Here is an 18319-nt window from a genome sequence, read left to right on the forward strand (position 1 = left end):
GTTCTTAGGATTAGATGTTTTTAAATTCAGAAAAACCACTATCTCTTTTGCTTCAAAATAGCTTTATTGATTGCTTTTACCAAAGCAGGACCTTCATAAATAAAACCAGTATACAATTGAATTAGACTAGCACCAGCTTCTAATTTTTCAATAGCATCTTCGGCAGAATGAATACCACCCACGCCAATAATTGGGAAAGCACGATTGCTTTTTTCTGCCAAAAATCGAATCACTTCAGTTGAACGATTCTTTAACGGTTTGCCTGACAATCCTCCTGCTTCTCCTTTGGTTTCAGATAAAAGGCCTTCGCGGGAAAGTGTAGTATTCGTTGCAATTAAACCCGCGATTTTAGTTTCTGCCATAATATCAATGATATCTAATAATTGCTCATCTGTTAAGTCTGGTGCAATTTTTAGCAAAATCGGTTTAGGGCTAACTTTAGTTATATTTTTATTTTGAAGTGTTTGCAGCAACTGAGTCAGTGGTTCTTTATCCTGTAACGCTCTTAAATTTGGAGTATTAGGTGAACTTACATTAACCACAAAATAATCCACATAATCGTATAAAGCATCAAAACAAATTTCATAATCCGAAGTAGCTTCTTCGTTGGGCGTCAATTTATTTTTACCAATATTACCCCCAATAAGCACATCGGTATTCGACTTTAAACGCTCAACTGCTTCTAAAACACCTCCGTTATTAAATCCCATACGATTGATAATGGCTTGATCTGCCTTCAATCGGAACAAACGTTTTTTAGGATTTCCTTCTTGTCCTTTTGGTGTTAACGTACCTATTTCAATAAATCCAAAACCAAAATTAGAAAGTTCTTTATAAAGAGTAGCATCTTTATCAAAACCAGCCGCCAAACCTACAGGATTTTTGAACGTTAAACCAAAAACTTCGGTCTCTAAACGTTTGTCATTAACCACATAAAGCGATCTGAAAATTGCCGTAAATCCTGGGATTTTAGACACTATTCTAATTAACGAAAAGGTGAAATAATGTACTTTTTCAGGGTCAAAACAAAAAAGTATCGGACGAATCAATAATTTATACATAAGTAGTGTAGTTGTGTGGCACAAAAGTAAAGAATTGATTTCAAAAACCAGCAAAAAAGTGAACCCGAAGCCTAGCTTTTAGTTTAAAAAAAACAGCCCAAAATGTTTACCTTTGCTAAAAAAATAATCACCATGCAACACATTATTGATCGTTTTATAAGCTACGTAACTGTTGATACTGAATCCGACCCAAATTCTGAAACCACCCCTAGTAGTGCCAAACAATGGGATCTTGCCCATAAACTAGTAGAGGAGCTCCAAAAAATTGGACTACAAGATGTGACAATTGATGACAAAGCCTACATTATGGCTACATTACCAAGTAACGTTGACAAAAAAGTGCCAACCATTGGTTTTATTGCTCATTTTGACACTACTCCAGATTTTACTGGTGCCAATGTAAAACCTCAAATTGTACCCAATTACGATGGAAAAGATATCGTACTCAACGAAGCACAAAACATCGTTCTTTCGCCAAAATATTTCAAAGATTTATTACAATACAAAGGACAAACCTTAATCACCACCGATGGAACTACGCTTCTTGGTGCTGATGATAAAGCCGGAATCACTGAGATTGTTTCGGCAATGGAATTTTTGATTCAAAATCCAGATATTCAACACGGAACCATTAAAGTTGGTTTTACTCCCGATGAAGAAATTGGCCGTGGCGCTCATCATTTTGATGTGGAAAAATTTGGAGCGGATTGGGCTTACACTATGGATGGTAGTCAAGTAGGCGAATTAGAATATGAAAATTTTAATGCTGCGGGAGCTAAAATCACCTTCAAAGGAAAAAGTGTACATCCCGGTTATGCAAAAGGGAAAATGATTAATTCGATGCTCATTGCTAATGATTTTATTAGTGATTTACCAAAAGGAGAAACACCGCAAGAAACTAAGGGTTACGAAGGCTTTTTTCACGTTCATCACTTGAAAGGCAGTATTGAAGAAACAGTTTTAGAACTTATCATTAGAGACCATTCTAAGAAAAAGTTTGAAAAGAGAAAAGAATTGATTGAAAAAATGGTCCAAAAAATCAATAAAAAGTTCGCCAAACAATTTGGTGAGTCTATTGCTACAGCTGAGATTAAAGACCAATACTACAATATGAAGGAAAAAGTGTTACCAGTTAAACACATCGTAGATATTGCAGAAGAAGCGATGAAACAAGTCGGAGTAAAACCGATAATCAAACCTATTCGTGGAGGAACCGATGGCTGTCAATTATCCTACAAAGGATTGCCTTGCCCAAATATTTTTGCCGGTGGTCACAACTTTCACGGTAAATACGAATATGTACCTGTAGAAAGCATGCAAAAGGCAATAGATGTTATTGTAAAAATTGCTCAACTTACCGCAAGTACCGATTTTGAAAATCCCGCGCCTAAATCAAGACGCAAAAGATAAATAACAACATATCTGATTCCAGATTAAAATTGTTGTAAAAAATACTACCTCCAAAAAGTCTTTGAACTTTTTGGAGGTTTTTTTATTTCTATTCCTTTTTCCACCCCACCGCCCATTAAAAACTTAACATTGTATTTGATTAATCTTCACTACATTTGTTAATATTGAATAAACAATTCATTAACACAAGACAAATAATAGAAAATTATAATCAACAGCCCAAACCATGATAGAAAAAACAGAAGACAATATCACTCCAGAGGCTACACCTCCAACTACAGAGCAACCAAAAGCTGAAAAGCCAGTTGTAAGAAGAACGAGAACCGCAAAAACAGCAACAGCTGCCACAAAAAAGGTCGCAACAGAAACTACAAAAACAAACGTTGTTGCACCAAAAACAAGAAGACGTAGCACAAAAACAGACACGACCTCTACTGCTCCTGAAGAAACCATCAGCCCAGCAACTGAAGAAACTGTAACTATAGAAAAAACAGAAATCACGGCACTTGACCTAATCCCTGATAAAAAGTCAAAAGACAAAAAAAAGAAAAAAAACAAAGTAAAAATGAGCGAAAAGGAAAAGGAAAAAGCCAAAAAAGCTAAAGCTAAAGAGAAAGCTAAAGCAAAAGCCAAGAAAGCAAAAAAGGCTAAAAAAGACAAAGCCAAAAAGGCAAAAATAAAAGCTAAGGCTAAAGAGAAAAAAGCAAAAGCAAAGGCAAAAAAAGCCAAGAAAAACAAAAAGAACAAAAAGAAATAAACCGATTGTTCCAAACTAAAAAATCCCAAACTCCAATTAATTTGGAATTTGGGATTTTTTTATTTGATTAGCAAACCTACTATTTCTTAGCCAAAGCCGCACTCATTTCCATTGAGATAGCAGAACGCTCCATTTTCAATTTGCCTGACATAGTTTCGATAATAACTGTCGTTTCAGCTAACTCAGCAACTTTACCATGCAATCCACTTTTAGTTACAATTTTATCTCCTACTTTTAAACTGCTTTCAAATTCTTTTTCGTTTTTAGCACGTTTTTGTTGTGGTCTAATCATGAAGAAATAAATCACCACAAACATCAATAAAAACGGTAAAAACTGTTGTAATTGTCCCATAATAAAAATCTTAATTTGTTATTTTTTGTTTTGTTAAATTTAAATATTACTCGCAATTGACTACATCAAACCGCGACCAACTTTTACCAACTTCTTGCTTTCAGTTAATTCTTTTACAAGGTTATCTAAAATTCCGTTGATAAAAATACTACTTTTAGGCGTAGAATATTCTTTTGCAATTTCTAAATATTCATTCAAAGTTACCTTCACAGGAATTGATGGGAATTTCAAAAACTCACAGATAGCCATCTTTAATATAATGGTATCAACCTCGGCAATACGGTCACTGTCCCAATTTGGCGTTTTATCGTCATACGTTTTAGCCAATTCTTTTTCATTCAAAACCGTCTTGCGAAACAAATCGCGGACAAAATCTTTATCTTCGGTATCCTTATATAATTTTGGCACTCTAAAATTATCTTCCTCCAGAGGCTTCAATGCTTTTAACTGTTTCAAAATTTGAGTATTTACCATCGGGATATCATCAATCCAAGTCAATTTATCGTCCTCAAGATATTCGTATAACTTTTCATTAGGAACAATAATTTCTTCAAAGATAGCTGCAATAAATTCTTTATCTTCTTCAAAAGTATTAACTGTATTGCTCATGTATTTAGCATACAATTTGCTTTCTTTTATCGCATTAAGCAAAATAATAATGTAATCATCGTTCAATGACCAATTATTGATTTTACGATTTTCCATCGCGATACTCAAAGAATTGTTTTCAGCCAAAATCTGAAAAACAGCATTCTTAATAAACTTTTCGTTGGGTTTACGTTCTTGAGGAGTTGCAAGGTGTTTTTGACTTGATAAATGCAAAAAGATTTGTTCTTTTTTACAAATTTCTAATAATGATGACACCATTGTAAGGTATAAATCTAGAATGTTATCGATACTGTAAAAAAGAAATTTTTCTTCTTTTTCTAGATTATCAGCACCATTTTGATGCATAGCATAAATGGATTGCATGACTTTAACGCGGATGTGTCTTCTGTTTACCACCTTGTAAGAACTTTTAAAAATTAGTCTGCAAAATTAAGGATTTCATCCTTTAAATGAAAATTTGAACAGTAATTTATTTAATAAATAAAAAAGTGTTCCAATTAATAAAAGATTCGAAAAACCTTTCTATAATTGGAACACTAAAAAATTTATAAAAAATATTATTTGCTATTTGCTAATTTTCTTTCAGCAATACGTTGTTGTGCAATAGTCAAAGCTGCTTGGTGTGTGGTCATTTTGTTAGCAATTGCAAAATCAAAAATCTCTAAAGTAGTATTATAGATATTTTCGGTTTTAGCCATAATTTCAGCTTTTCCGTAATGCGCTAATTCCGCATATACATTAATGATTCCACCAGCATTAATCAAGAAATCTGGCGCATACAAAATGCCTCTTTCTTGCAAAATTGCTCCGTGAACCACTTCATTAGCCAACTGATTATTTGCTGCTCCTGCAATTACTTTCGCTTTAATTTTATGAATAGTTGCATCATTTATAGTAGCTCCCATTGCACAAGGCGCATAGATATCTACTTCTTCTGCATATACATCTGTTCCAGTATAAACAGTCGCATTGTATTTTTGACCAACTTCATACAAACGTTCTTCGTTGATATCAGAAATAGTCACCAAAGCACCTTCTTTAGTCAAATACTCAACCAAAGCTTCACCAACGTGACCAATTCCTTGTACTAAAACTTTTTTACCAGTTAAAACATCTGAACCAAATTGTTGTTTAGCCGCTGCTTTCATTCCCATATAAACTCCAAAAGCAGTTACAGGAGAAGGGTTACCAGCGCCACCTCTTTCTTCTGAAATTCCAGTTACATAAGGAGTAACATCTCTCACGATGTCCATATCGGCAGTTTCCATTCCAACATCTTCAGCTGTAATATATCTTCCACTTAATGAATGAACAAATTCACCGAACTTACGCATCAATTCTGGTGTTTTTTGTGTTTTAGCATCACCAATAATTACTGCTTTTCCACCACCAATATTCAAACCGGTAATAGCTGATTTAAAAGTCATTCCGCGTGACAAACGCAAAACATCATTCAAAGCCTCCCATTCATTGCTATAATTGAACATTCTTGTACCACCTAAAGCAGGTCCCATTACAGAATTATGAATACCAATTATTGCTTTTAATCCTGTATCTTTGTCGTTGCAAAATACAATTTGTTCGTGGTCGTCAAACGACATTTGACCAAAAACAGGATCCATTTTTTGAATTTCCTTAGCGGTTGCTATTGTTGCATTCATGAGCGTGTTGTTTTTATTATTTTACAAAATTGATAAAATTTCAAGTCAAAAATATAAAATAATCAAACATAACCTAATTTTAAATCGTTATTTTGACAATATCATAAAATTTTATTACGCTCAAAAGAAAACACACCTTACTTTTTTTAACAAAAAAGTAATAATAGAAAAAGAAACAAGTCCGAATCTCAAAAAAAAATGAAAGAATTACGTTATTTAGATAAATACTTTATAAAATACAAATTCAGTTTCTCTCTTGGTATTTTAATCACAATTATCGCACAAATATTTTCCTTATTTACTCCAAAATTAATTAGTAGTTCACTTGAAGCTATCGAAAAATTCGACAAACTTTCTAGTGTAGAAAAATCATCTACAATGGTCATTGGTCAATACCGAGAAGAACTCATTCACAACGTTTTATTGATTATTGCTACAACAATTATTGCTGGATTTTTAACTTTTTTGATGCGACAAACACTGATTGTAATGTCACGTCATATCGAATTTGATTTGAAAAATGAAGTGTTTCGTCAATACGAAAATCTTTCACAAAACTTCTACAAACAAAACCGCACTGGAGACTTAATGAACCGTATTAGCGAGGATGTTTCCAAAGTACGAATGTACGTAGGACCCGCCGTGATGTATACCATCAACACCTTTATTCGTTTTGCCATTGTCATTGCATATATGTACAATGTCTCGCCAAGATTAACCCTTTACACGTTACTGCCTCTACCAATTTTGTCGTATGCAATTTTCAAATTGAGTTCAGAAATCAATATTCGCAGTACGGTTTTCCAACAATATTTATCCAAAGTTTCTAGTTTTACACAGGAAATTTTCTCTGGAATTCGTGTTATAAAAGCGTATTCATTAGAGAATCAACAACAAAACAACCTCATCTCACTCGCAGAAGAAAGCAAAAGCAAAAGCCTAAGTCTTGCCAGAGTTCAGTCATTATTTGGCCCGTTGATGCTTGCGTTAATTGGAATTAGCAACTTAGTGGTTATCTATTTTGGTGGAATGTTATACATCAACGGCACCATAAAAAGCATTGGTACCATCGCAGAATTTATTTTGTATGTCAATATGTTAACTTGGCCAGTAGCCTCTTTAGGCTGGGTTTCGTCAATGGTACAAGAAGCAGAAGCCTCTCAAAAACGCTTGAACGAATTCCTAAAAATTGTACCAGACATCCAAAACAACAATCCATCATCAAGCACTGTAGATGGAACCATTAGTTTCGAAAACGTAAGCTACACTTACGAAGACACCAATATCGAAGCACTTAAAAACATTTCGTTCACTGTAAAAAAAGGAGAAACATTGGCTATTCTTGGTAAAACGGGCTCAGGAAAATCAACGCTTTTATCACTCATTTCTAGAATGTACGATGTAACCGAAGGCCAAGTAAAAATTGATGGAAAAGAAATCAGTCAGTTGAACTTATTTGACTTAAGAAACAGCATCGGAATTGTACCTCAGGACGCCTTCCTTTTCTCGGATAGTATCAAAAACAATATCAAGTTTGGCAAAGAAAACGCCACCGATGACGAGGTTATCGCCGCTGCCAAAAGCGCTGTAGTTCATGACAATATTGAAGGATTCAACAAAGGTTACGACACCATCTTAGGCGAACGTGGTATCACTTTGTCTGGAGGACAAAAACAGCGTGTTTCTATTGCTAGAGCCATCATCAAAAAACCTGAAATTTTACTTTTTGACGACTGTTTATCAGCTGTAGACACCGAAACTGAGGAGGCAATTTTGAATAATTTATTTGAAATTTGTAAAGACAAAACCACCATCATTGTAAGCCATAGAGTTTCCTCTGCAAAAAATGCTGACAAAATCATAATCCTTGAAAATGGACAAATAATCCAGCAAGGCTCTCATAATCAATTAATAAACGAAAACGGTTATTATTCCGCTCTTTATTTAAAACAACTTTCGGAAAAAGAATTACTATAAATGTTGTTTTATCAATAATTTTTTATGATTTTTGATTGCTATTTATAAAAGGATCGAAAGAATTATGAGAGAAAATGACATGCTAGAAAAAGAAGAAATTTACTCTAAAGTGCTTCGCGCTGGAAGAAGAACGTATTTCTTTGATGTTAGAGCCACAAAGGCTGACGATTACTACATTACCATTACCGAAAGCAAAAAATTTACCGAAGAAGATGGCTCTTTCCACTTTAAAAAACACAAGATTTACTTGTATAAAGAGGATTTTGCAGCTTTCGAAGAAATTTTAGGCGACATGACTTCTTACATTTTAAACCACAAAGGAGAAGAAGTAATTTCGGAAAGACACCAAAAAGATTTCAAAAGAGAGTTTTCAAACGAAACAGTAGAAGACGAAAATACCCCAAAAGTATCTAGTTTTACAGATATCGATTTTGATGACATCTAAAAACACTTAACACTTACCTAAGCCCAAAAGTCAACTGATTTTTGGGCTTTTTTTTGGAGCAAAAGTCCTTTTTATCCTTCACGCCTCGTCCTGCTGTACGCTATATCTTGCTGGGGCTCTTGAAAAAAAGAGCCCCAGCAAGGATACCGCTTCCATCAGGGCTAAAAATCACGTCTCTTTTTCATAACATCCTCCAAAATCAATATATTTATGGAGTAAAAAAAAATCCATGAAAACCACCTATTTCGCCCTTCTACTATTGCTCATAAGTCCTATTCTTTGGGGACAAAAAATAGAATATGTTCAAGAAAACAACATTCCTTATTACAACGAAGCTGTTGCATCAACCGACCCTTACACCAAAGAACGTTGCGTATTAGATATTTACTACCCCAAAAACAGCAAAGGATTTGCCACTATAATTTGGTTTCACGGAGGAGGATTATCAGGAGGAAACAAAGAAATTTTATCTGGATTAAAAGAAAAAGGTTTCGCCATTATTGGAGTAAACTACCGACTTTCTCCCAAAGTAAAAGTGAAAAACTGTATCGAAGATGTCGCTGCCGCAGTAGCATGGACTTTCAAGAACATCGCAAAATATGGAGGCGATTCCTCTTTACTATTTGTGTCTGGACATTCTGCTGGGGGCTATCTCGGAATGATGATTGGACTCGATAAAAAATGGTTACAGCCTTATGCTATCGATGCCAATACCATTGCAGGACTCATCCCTTTAAGCGGACAAGCCATTACTCATTTTGAAATCAGAAAAGAAAGAGGCATTCCAGACACACAACCCATAATTGACGAATTCGCACCTTTGTTTCACGTTCGAGCTGATGCACCACCTTTACTATTAATCACTGGAGATCGCGAACTCGAACTTTTGGGACGCTACGAAGAAAATGCCTATTTGATGCGCATGATGAAAATCAAAGGCCACACATCGACCACACTTTATGAATTAGAAGGATTTGATCACGGAATGGTAGAACCCGCACTTCCGCTAGTGATCAAAGAAGTAAAAAAAATAATAGCATTAAAAAAGAAATCATAATGACACCAAAACTCCTCATTATTCCTGGATTAGGTGACTCAGGCGTGGGTCATTGGCAAAACTTTTGGTTAGATCATTTTCCAAATACTACTAAAGTGACCCAAGAAAACTGGGATGAACCTTTACTCAACGATTGGCTCGACCGTTTAGACGAAACCATTCAATCCATTCAAGAACCTACTATTTTGGTAGCGCATAGTTTGGCCACTATTTTGGTCGCGCATTGGGCAAATACATTTGAAAACCCTTTCATTAAAGGAGCATTATTAGTAGCACCCGCTGATGTTGATTCCCCTGAACACACACCAGAGTGTACTTGGAATTTTTCACCAATTCCATTGCAACCACTGCCTTTTCCTTCCATCGTGGTTGGAAGTGAAAACGACCCTTACATGACTTTGGAAAGAGCTCAAGAATTAGCCAAAAGCTGGGGAAGTGATTTTATAAACATTGGAAGAAAAGGACACATCAATTCCGAAATGAAACTAGGTCTTTGGGAAGAAGGACAAGAGATTTTGAAGCTATTAATCCAAAAAATTAACTAAGCTATTCGTAATCCGTTTTCTATTTTAAAATCGGGAGACAACAAAACCACATCACCCTTCTTGCCAACAGCGCCAAGCACCAAGCATTCGCTCATAAATTTGCCTATTTGCTTTTTAGGAAAATTAACTACCGCTACGATTTGTCGGTCTACTAATTCCTCTTTCGTATAATGCGAAGCTATCTGAGCCGAAGATTTACGAATACCTATAATAGTACCAAAATCAATAGTGAGTTGATAAGCTGGTTTTCTAGCTTCAGGAAAATCATTTACTTGTAAAATGGTTCCTACTCGCATCTATACTCTTTCAAATTCTTCCCAACTTAACGTTTTACATTGCATATTCCATTTTATTTACTGGTGGTTTTAGGAATACAAATTACAGCTTTTATCAAAAAAAAATGTAATTTTATTTAAATTTAAAACACTAATTATGAGTAACTTAAATAATTATCCGAGAGTTTTTTCACATATCGGTATTTCAGTACCAGATATAGAAGCAGCCGTAGTTTTCTACAAATATGTTATGGGTTGGTATGTTATTATGGAACCGACCATAGTACAAGAAGAAAAAGATACAGCAATTGGACAAATGTGCATAGACGTTTTTGGTTCTGGATGGGGAACTTTCAAGATTGCCCATTTGTCTACAGGCGACCGAATCGGAATTGAGTTGTTTGAATTTCCTCAAAATACGAAGCCAAAAGCAGACTTTGAACCCTACAAAACAGGAATTTTCCATTTTTGTGTTCAAGATCCCGATGTTGAAGGCCTAGCAAAACGCATTGTAGAAGCTGGAGGAAAACAAAGGATGCCAGTACGAGAGTACTATCCTGGAGAAAAGCCTTATAGAATGGTCTATATGGAAGATCCTTTTGGCAACATCATTGAAATATATTCCCATTCTTATGAATTGCATTATGGAGCAGGAGCGTACCAGCATGATTTATAATTACATAAAAAAATCCCAAAACAGTCAATTAGTCTGTTTTGGGATCTATTTATTGAGTAACGCTTTTTTTATTTTACGTCCATTAATTCAACATCAAAAATCAAAGTGGCGTGTGGTGGAATTACTCCTCCTGCTCCACTTGGACCATAAGCCAAATCTGATGGGATTACAAAACGGGCTTTATCACCCACTTGCAACAAAGCAATTCCTTCGTCCCAACCTTCAATCACTTGACCTTGTCCTAAACGAAATTCGATTGGTTTTTTTCTTGGGTAAGAAGAATCAAATACTTTTCCGTTTTCAAGAGAACCTTCATAATGTACAGCAACAGTTTTTCCGTTTTCTGCTTTTTTACCAGAACCTCTTTGAATGAATTGGTAACGCAATCCGCTTTCTGTTTTTTCAAAACCAGCAGCCAATTGTTCCATTTTTGCTTCTGCTTCTGCTTTCAAAGCTGCTTCTCTTTTCATTCTAGCACCTCTTAAACCGATAAAAGCTTCGATAGCATTCCAGTTTTGCGCTTCTTCACCAACACGAATAATTTCTAAAGTCTCCAATTGGTCTCCTTGTGCTACAGCATCTACAACCTCTTGTCCTTCGATTACATGTCCGAAAACAGTGTGTTTGTTATCCAACCAGCTTGTCGGAACGTGAGTGATAAAAAACTGTGATCCATTGGTTCCAGGTCCAGCATTAGCCATAGACAATACCCCTGGGCGATCGTGTTTTAGAGAAGGATGAAACTCATCATCAAATTTGTATCCTGGATCTCCAGTTCCTGTACCTTTAGGACATCCCCCTTGAATCATAAAATCAGGAATTACTCTGTGAAAAGATAAACCATCATAGTATTTTACACCTTGAGGCTTAACCTTGTTTTCCATATTTCCTTCTGCCAAAGCCACGAAATTCCCAACAGTTCCTGGAGTCAAATCGTGCGTCAATTTTACCAAAATCGATCCTTTAGAGGTATTGAATTTAGCGTATATTCCGTTTTCCATGATAAATTATTTTTATTGAGGCGCAAATTTACGAAAATAAATGCGATATCAATTTTTGCTTATTATTATTTTATTAGCTCACAAAATCCTCACACTAGAACCATAATCTGACGTTGAATTCCCACTCCTAAGTCCTATCATTCTTATTCTTTGGCTAAAAAAACTTGACATTAGTTTTTGACTGCTACATTTTTAATTTAGAATATTTCACTTTTGAGTTCTGGCTTTTCCATCGGCAGAAATAGCAAAACTAGAACTGCGAGTAAGCGTTTTAATATAGGTCGTTTTTCTGAATCGTAGAGCACTCCAATCTTCATCAACAGCAACCATACGAACGGGTTCAAAACCGAAATTTCCTAAAACCGCCCAACCATTATCTCTATTGAATTCGCATTTATATTTTTTGGAAGTTCCTTTTGGATAACAAAACCAAACGATAGCATCACCGTTAATTTTTGGAAAAAGTGATGTAATTGCTGTTTCTATTTCTTGCAATTGCGTGACAAAAACCATAACAAAATCAATAGTTGTTATTTCATTTTCGTTGTCGTAAAAAACAGTTTCGTTTGCCATCGCCTCTTTTTCTGAAACAAAAGATGCTGGGGCATTGAGAACCAAAATAGCCTCTTGGTTTTTAAAATTTAATTTTTTGAATAATGGAGTCATTTAAAGTATTCTATTGGAACTATACATTAATGTATCGAGTGAAAACCGATTGTATTGCCTTCGGTGTCAGAAGCTAATCCACAAAAACCATGTTCGCCTATAGCAAACTTTGGCGCAACGACTTTGCCTCCAGCTGCTTCTACTCTGCTTAATTCTTCTGCACAATCTCTGCAAGCAAAATAGACTAAAGTTCCTGCTGCACTTGGATTCCTTGTTTCATCTTGCACAAGCGCTCCTGACGAATTAGTAGCACCTTCTACCCAAGGAAAAGCAACCATTTGACCGGAAAACCCTTCAGGCATTGGCATTGGTATCATCACTTCTCCTAAAACAGTTTCATAAAATTTTCTAGCTCTATCCATATCGTCAACATAGATTTCGAACCAAGTTACTGCATTTACTGTTCTCATAGCATTATAATTTTAGATTAAAAATTCTTGTGAAACTCTATTATAATTTTCCTTTTGAGGCTAGGTAATTCTTGACAAACACTTCAAAATTGGGCAAGTTTTTATCTTCATAAACCAAAATAAATTGCTTGAATTGCATATAACCATAAGTATACGGATTTTGAGAAGCTTGCTGGTAATTAGCCTTAAAATAAGCCTCTATAGTCATTCCTTCCGGTACTGGATTAGGTAGTTTTGCCCACATTTTTTTGGCATAGTTGTAACATTGTTCCAATTCTTTTTGTTTGCCTTGTTTTTTCCACCAAAGCATCGCAACAACATTTGCTAAATACTCACTTTCATATGAGCCGAACACATTCCCTTCGATCATTTGTTGTAGGGCATGTCCAAGCTCATGCGGCAAATAAAATCCGTTAAAAAACAATCCAAAAACCTCCTTACCCTCTACTTCTCCCCCAGCCACTTCATAGAAAAAAGCTTTTTGTTCGGGAATTACTTGCTCCCATAATGGCAAATTGGCTGTTTTTTGTTTACCATCATCATCATAATAAATAAGATAAGGCGTGGTATTCAATCTAGTTTTTAAGGTTAGCACCAATGTTGGTTTGATTTTGGCTATGTCTTTGATGAACGTTGATGAAATCTGATTGGCTTGTTTGACCAAAGCGGTCGAATCAGTAAAAGTGGAAAACCATTCTTTTTGCGCGAAAGTAATTTGTGACAAAAAGAGTAAAACAAAAACTACCCATCCTTTTTTCATATTCTTATTTGTTAAAATTATAGTTAATCAATAAGGTCTTAGAATGTGTTATTCGCTTTTACAAACAAAACACAACCCTTTAAAAAACAACAACTTAACAAATCTACAAAACAAAATTGAATTGGATAACTAAAAGTAGTTTCAAATTACAGCTAGGCAACACGCATTCGCTTAGGCCCATACCAAAGCCAAAAACCAGTTATAGTAAAAACCAAAAGAGCTAGTCCCATTACAGTGGTATAAACCAATTTAAAGACACCGTTACCAGTTTCAAAATACGCATCTAAGTACGAACCATCGTGAATGTTTTCGACAAAATCAGCGTTTCTACGTTCTAGATGCAAAAGTTCTCCAGTGGCACCATCCAATTGAACGCCCCAATAGTCTTCCTCAAAAACAAACTTCACCATTCCTTTATCGGGACGAATATCAATTCTATTCAAAGCTAAAGAAACATTAGGTGAAACTTCTTTTTGCAAATAATAACAGGCTTTTTGTTGTAAACTATCCACGGGGAGCCATAGTCTCAAATCGGTAGTGGTTCCTTTGCGCGAATCGGCCAATAGTAAACCACCGCTGTTTTTTTTCCATCCTAAAAGTAATCCCGAGATGGATATAATGAAAAAGAAAATAAATAAAAAAGCGCCCGTGGTTCGGTGCACTTTTCTAAATACTCTCAATGTTTTAGCCTGACTTTTTCTTTTGTTACTTTCGTTCATATGACAATTCGTAGTAATGCATTAAAAATATTGTTTGACAATATAGCTATTTCAAAAAGCGTAAACAAAAGAATTCTGCAAGTAATAAAAAAAATGACATCCTTTCGAATGTCATTTTTAAGTCTTAGTAATATATTATCAGTCAATTATTTAGTCAATCCTGCATTTTTTAAATACGGTTCAATCTTCATATCGTGACCGATGAATTCTTTGAAAGCTTTATTCAAATCTACACTGTTCCCAACAGACAAAATGTATTTCACAAAACGATCACAATTTTTTCGGGTCATTCCGCCATTGGCTTCAAACCAATCGTAAGCGTTATAATCTAAGGTTTTAGACCAAGTGTAAGCGTAATATCCTGCAGAGTAACCGCCTCCCCAAATGTGAGCAAAGTAAGGAGAATGATAACGAGTAGGTACTTCATTCACTAACAAACCATATTTTTGTAAAGCCTCTTTTTCAAAATCTAAAGTAGGTTTAAAATCCGATTCTTTTTCTACACTATGCCAAGCCATATCTAGCGTTGCAGCAGCCAACAATTCAGTTACCACATACCCCTTGTTGAAGGTGTCTGCATTTTTGATTTTATCAATCAACTCTTGTGGAATAGCTTGTTTGGTTTGGTAATGTACTGCGTAATTTTTCAAAACCGTTGGGTCTAAAGCAGCATGCTCGTTGATTTGCGAGGGAAACTCTACGTAATCTCTTGGAACAGCAGTTCCAGAAAGTGTTACATATTTTTGGTTCGCAAACAATCCGTGTAAGGTGTGTCCAAACTCGTGAAATAATGTCGTTACATCATCAAAACTGATTAAAGATGGATTACCATTAACTGGTTTTGCAAAATTGTACACATTGACAATGACTGGTTTTTGGTTTAAATAATGCGATTGATTCACCAAATTACTCATCCAAGCGCCTCCGTTTTTATTGTCTCTTGCATAAAAATCCAAGTAATAAATCGCGATTGAAGTTCCTTTATCATTGAAAACCTCATACACTTTTACGTCAGGATTGTACACTGGCAAATCGTTTCTTTCTTTAAAAGTAAGCCCGTACATCTGTTTTGCTGCAAAAAAGACTCCTTTTTCTAGCACTGAACCAATTTCAAAATACGGTTTGATTTGACTTTCGTCCAAATCGTATTTGGCTTTACGCACTTGCTCAGAATAGAAATCCCAATCCCAAGGCTCTAATTTAAAACCACCATTTTGCGCATCGATTAAGGCTTGAATGTCTTTAGCTTCTTCGTTAGCTTTGGCTACTGCTGGTTTTGCGATTTTGGCTAACAAATCCATTGCAGGAGCAGGAGTTTGTGCCATTTGGTCTTGCAATTTCCACTCGGCAAAGCTCTTTTTACCCATCAATTTTGCTTTTTGCAAACGCAATTTGGCCATTTTTTCAAGGGTTTCGCGAGTATCACCTTCATCTCCTTTTTCTGCACGATACCAAGAAGCTTTGAAAACTTTCTCTCTAGACACACGATTTGTCAAACTCATCAAAACAGGTTGCTGTGTGGTATTGATAATCGCAATCATGTATTTTCCGTCTTGTCCAGCCGCAGTTGCATTGGCTTTGGCAGCTGCAATTTCATCAGGCGTTAAACCTGCCAAATCTGAAGCTGAGTCAAAAAATACAGCAGCGTTTTTGCGCGCGGTTAATAATTTATTGCTGTATAAAGTACTCAAGGTAGCCAACTCTTCGTTGATTTTTTTCATTTTTTCTTTATCGGCCTCCGAAAGATTAGCTCCTGCTAATTCGAATTGTTGCAAGTAGTATTCGGTTAGTTTTTTATCTTCTCCTTTTAAACTCGACAATGGAATGCTTTTGATGCGGTTATACAATTTACTATTCAAGTAAATTTTGTCGTTATGCGCCGAAAAAATTGGTGCATATTCTGCTTCAATTGCCTGAAGTGTTGGATTAGTATTAGAACCTGAAAGATTATAAAAAACTCCAGTTGCTCTGCTTAAATCTACGCCACAAGTTTCTAGCGCCAAAACGGTATTCTCGAATGTCGGTTTTGCCGTATTATTCGTGATTTTATCGATTTCTTCGTCGTGTACTTTTAAACCATAATCAAAAGCTGGCTTAAAATGTTCATCTTTAATTTTATCAAAAGGTGGCGTTTGGTACTGTAAAGTACTGCGTTGCAAAAGAGGATTGTTCATAGGAGCAGTAGTATTTTGGGCATTAACGTTCTCTACTAGCAGCGTACTGAACAACAAAAGACAGCCTGCGCTAGCTATTTTTGAAAAAGAATTCATATTGAAAAATTTACAAATTATTAGGTTTTAAAAGTACTAAAAAAAACAGTATTGCAGACAAAAGTTCCTTTTATTAAGAAAACAACAACAGTAATTAAAGATGTTTAATAAAACAATTGAATAGCAATAAAACAACCAGAATTTTAAGCGAAAACATTACTTTTGATACTATCTAAAAATGAATACATTATGGCTTCTATTTACGACACTTCAGACAACACTCAGTTAATCAATAGGATTCAGAAATTAAACACCTCCTCTACTCCACTTTGGGGCAAGATGAGCGTGGACCAAATGTGTGAACACTGTATTGCTGCTATAAATGTAGCTTTTGGAAAACAAGATTTAACAATTAGTTTTCCTATGCGTTTGTTGGGACGGTTATTAAAAAATAAAGCCTTTAACAGTGACTTTGGAAAAAATAGTCCCACGGCAAAAGAATTCCGTATCACTGCCCATTCTGATTTTGAAAAAAGCCGAGACCAACTTATAGCTTGTGTTCAAGAATTTGCGAAAGGAACTTCGGTCATTACGGTAATGCATCATCCGTTTTGGGGAAAGATGAGTTTTGAGGATTGGGACAAACTGATGTGGAGACATTTGGACCATCATTTGAGACAGTTTGGGGTGTAACTGAAAAGTGTCTTGATTTGCAGGGATTGCGTGAGGGATAGCAGCGGCATCCTCTTGGGGCGGGGTTCGCCCCAAGAGATATAGCGGATAGCCCGACCCCGAGGAGCAGGGACTTTTGGTTATGCAAAGTCGTGTGCCTCGGGGTCACGCCCAAATAACTATTAGGATGCGTCACTTGATTCGTGTCCTATCATTTAATTTGTACCTTTGCACGATATAAAATACTACAATGAGAATTGATATTATTACCGTTTTACCTGAATTATTGAGAAGTCCTTTTGAGGCTTCGATTATGAAACGTGCTATCGACAAGGGGTTAGTGGAAGTGCATTTTCACAATTTGAGAGATTATACGACCAACAAACAAAAAAGTGTAGACGATTATCCTTTTGGCGGAGGCGCGGGTATGGTGATGACGGTACAACCCATTGATGCTTGTATCACGCATTTGAAGAGCGAGAGAACCTACGACGAGATTATTTATATGTCACCCGACGGAGACACGCTGAACCAAAAAATGGCCAATACGATGTCGATGTATGAAAACATTATCATTTTGTGCGGGCATTATAAAGGTGTCGATCAGCGAGTGAGAGACCATTTTATTACCAAAGAAATTTCTATTGGCGATTATGTGTTATCTGGAGGTGAATTGGGTGCTTTGGTTTTGTGCGATGCCTTGATTCGATTGATTCCAGGGGTTTTGAGTGACGAAACCTCAGCTTTGACCGATAGTTTTCAAGACGGCTTATTATCGGGTCCAATTTATACGAGACCTGCCGATTACAAAGGCTGGAAAGTTCCTGATGTTTTGTTGAGTGGGCATTTTGCCAAGATTGACAAATGGAGAGAAGACATGGCTTATGAGCACACTAAAAACAGAAGACCCGATTTGTTGGAGGATTAAAACTCTAATAATCAACATTTAAATTCCAAATCCCAAAAATAAAAAACAATTTTATTTACCCATAAAAAAAATTGGAATTAGGATTTTAAATATTGTTTTTTTGTTTACATTTGCACCCACATTAGACC

General features: G+C 35.7%; 20 protein-coding genes. 9 read left to right on the plus strand and 11 right to left on the minus strand.

Features of this window, described 5'->3' with window-relative positions; all coding sequences use genetic code 11:
* Nucleotides 1-38: 38 nt before the first annotated feature.
* A complete protein-coding gene (locus ACSVH9_RS09210) occupies nucleotides 39-1061 on the minus strand; it encodes a quinone-dependent dihydroorotate dehydrogenase (RefSeq protein WP_438063466.1) in 1023 nt (340 codons plus the stop codon).
* 132 nt (nucleotides 1062-1193) lie between these two features.
* On the opposite strand from ACSVH9_RS09210, the gene pepT reads away from it, so the two are divergent.
* Both pepT and ACSVH9_RS09220 read left to right on the plus strand, forming a co-directional pair.
* Nucleotides 1194-2471, plus strand: a complete 1278-nt coding sequence (pepT, locus tag ACSVH9_RS09215; RefSeq protein WP_438063496.1) for a peptidase T — start codon at nucleotides 1194-1196, stop codon at nucleotides 2469-2471.
* A 226-nt stretch (nucleotides 2472-2697) separates the two neighbouring features.
* Nucleotides 2698-3228, plus strand: coding sequence for a hypothetical protein (locus ACSVH9_RS09220; RefSeq protein ID WP_438063467.1), 531 nt, complete (start codon nucleotides 2698-2700; stop codon nucleotides 3226-3228).
* A gap of 79 nt (nucleotides 3229-3307) precedes the next feature.
* Here the strand turns inward: ACSVH9_RS09220 and yajC are convergent, their stop codons facing one another.
* The 3 genes from yajC to ACSVH9_RS09235 all read right to left on the minus strand — a co-directional run bounded on the left by yajC (nucleotide 3308) and on the right by ACSVH9_RS09235 (nucleotide 5850).
* The gene (gene yajC, locus ACSVH9_RS09225) at nucleotides 3308-3580 is read right to left on the minus strand and encodes a preprotein translocase subunit YajC (protein ID WP_438063468.1); all 273 of its coding nucleotides are present in this window, start codon (nucleotides 3578-3580) and stop codon (nucleotides 3308-3310) included.
* A gap of 60 nt (nucleotides 3581-3640) precedes the next feature.
* Nucleotides 3641-4552 (minus strand): transcription antitermination factor NusB, encoded by a 912-nt coding sequence (nusB, locus tag ACSVH9_RS09230; protein WP_438063497.1) that lies wholly within the window; start codon nucleotides 4550-4552, stop codon nucleotides 3641-3643.
* A gap of 194 nt (nucleotides 4553-4746) precedes the next feature.
* The gene (locus tag ACSVH9_RS09235; protein WP_315143015.1) at nucleotides 4747-5850 is read right to left on the minus strand and encodes a Glu/Leu/Phe/Val dehydrogenase; all 1104 of its coding nucleotides are present in this window, start codon (nucleotides 5848-5850) and stop codon (nucleotides 4747-4749) included.
* Between the two features lie 198 nt (nucleotides 5851-6048).
* On the opposite strand from ACSVH9_RS09235, the gene ACSVH9_RS09240 reads away from it, so the two are divergent.
* From ACSVH9_RS09240 to ACSVH9_RS09255, 4 genes are all read left to right on the plus strand, one after another.
* A complete protein-coding gene (locus tag ACSVH9_RS09240; protein WP_438063469.1) occupies nucleotides 6049-7827 on the plus strand; it encodes an ABC transporter ATP-binding protein in 1779 nt (592 codons plus the stop codon).
* A 64-nt stretch (nucleotides 7828-7891) separates the two neighbouring features.
* On the plus strand, nucleotides 7892-8272 hold the full coding sequence (locus ACSVH9_RS09245) for a PUR family DNA/RNA-binding protein (protein WP_438063470.1): 381 nt from the start codon (nucleotides 7892-7894) through the stop codon (nucleotides 8270-8272).
* A gap of 229 nt (nucleotides 8273-8501) precedes the next feature.
* Nucleotides 8502-9329 (plus strand): alpha/beta hydrolase, encoded by an 828-nt coding sequence (locus ACSVH9_RS09250; protein ID WP_438063471.1) that lies wholly within the window; start codon nucleotides 8502-8504, stop codon nucleotides 9327-9329.
* Nucleotides 9329-9874, plus strand: a complete 546-nt coding sequence (locus ACSVH9_RS09255; RefSeq protein WP_438063472.1) for an RBBP9/YdeN family alpha/beta hydrolase — start codon at nucleotides 9329-9331, stop codon at nucleotides 9872-9874. Before ACSVH9_RS09250 ends, ACSVH9_RS09255 begins: the two co-directional genes overlap by 1 nt.
* Here the strand turns inward: ACSVH9_RS09255 and ACSVH9_RS09260 are convergent.
* On the minus strand, nucleotides 9871-10170 hold the full coding sequence (locus ACSVH9_RS09260) for a tRNA-binding protein (RefSeq protein ID WP_438063473.1): 300 nt from the start codon (nucleotides 10168-10170) through the stop codon (nucleotides 9871-9873). The two genes, ACSVH9_RS09255 and ACSVH9_RS09260, sit on opposite strands and share 4 nt — an antisense overlap.
* A 136-nt stretch (nucleotides 10171-10306) precedes the next feature.
* On the opposite strand from ACSVH9_RS09260, the gene ACSVH9_RS09265 reads away from it, so the two are divergent.
* Nucleotides 10307-10825, plus strand: a complete 519-nt coding sequence (locus tag ACSVH9_RS09265) for a lactoylglutathione lyase family protein (RefSeq protein WP_438063474.1) — start codon at nucleotides 10307-10309, stop codon at nucleotides 10823-10825.
* Between the two features lie 68 nt (nucleotides 10826-10893).
* Here the strand turns inward: ACSVH9_RS09265 and ACSVH9_RS09270 are convergent, their stop codons facing one another.
* The 6 genes from ACSVH9_RS09270 to ACSVH9_RS09295 form a co-directional block, all read right to left on the minus strand.
* Entirely contained in the window at nucleotides 10894-11826 is a 933-nt protein-coding gene (locus ACSVH9_RS09270; RefSeq protein WP_298299872.1) for a peptidylprolyl isomerase, read from the minus strand.
* Between the two features lie 207 nt (nucleotides 11827-12033).
* Nucleotides 12034-12492: a hypothetical protein gene (locus tag ACSVH9_RS09275; protein WP_438063475.1), complete on the minus strand. Its 459-nt coding sequence runs from the start codon at nucleotides 12490-12492 to the stop codon at nucleotides 12034-12036.
* Between the two features lie 26 nt (nucleotides 12493-12518).
* Nucleotides 12519-12902 (minus strand): VOC family protein, encoded by a 384-nt coding sequence (locus ACSVH9_RS09280; protein WP_438063476.1) that lies wholly within the window; start codon nucleotides 12900-12902, stop codon nucleotides 12519-12521.
* Between the two features lie 40 nt (nucleotides 12903-12942).
* Nucleotides 12943-13662: a hypothetical protein gene (locus tag ACSVH9_RS09285; protein ID WP_438063477.1), complete on the minus strand. Its 720-nt coding sequence runs from the start codon at nucleotides 13660-13662 to the stop codon at nucleotides 12943-12945.
* 152 nt (nucleotides 13663-13814) lie between these two features.
* Complete coding sequence (locus tag ACSVH9_RS09290; protein ID WP_438063478.1) at nucleotides 13815-14381, minus strand: PepSY domain-containing protein; 567 nt, start codon at nucleotides 14379-14381, stop codon at nucleotides 13815-13817.
* A 146-nt stretch (nucleotides 14382-14527) separates the two neighbouring features.
* Entirely contained in the window at nucleotides 14528-16651 is a 2124-nt protein-coding gene (locus ACSVH9_RS09295; RefSeq protein WP_438063479.1) for a M3 family metallopeptidase, read from the minus strand.
* Nucleotides 16652-16813: 162 nt separating this feature from the next.
* Here ACSVH9_RS09295 and ACSVH9_RS09300 point away from each other — a divergent pair, with 162 nt between their 5' ends.
* Together ACSVH9_RS09300 and trmD are read left to right on the plus strand one after the other, a co-directional pair.
* Nucleotides 16814-17284, plus strand: a complete 471-nt coding sequence (locus ACSVH9_RS09300) for a DUF1569 domain-containing protein (RefSeq protein ID WP_438063480.1) — start codon at nucleotides 16814-16816, stop codon at nucleotides 17282-17284.
* A gap of 229 nt (nucleotides 17285-17513) precedes the next feature.
* A complete protein-coding gene (gene trmD, locus ACSVH9_RS09305) occupies nucleotides 17514-18191 on the plus strand; it encodes a tRNA (guanosine(37)-N1)-methyltransferase TrmD (protein ID WP_300976989.1) in 678 nt (225 codons plus the stop codon).
* Nucleotides 18192-18319: the final 128 nt, after the last annotated feature.

Source organism: Flavobacterium sp. RSSB_23 (genome assembly GCF_051547145.1).
GTDB lineage: Bacteria > Bacteroidota > Bacteroidia > Flavobacteriales > Flavobacteriaceae > Flavobacterium.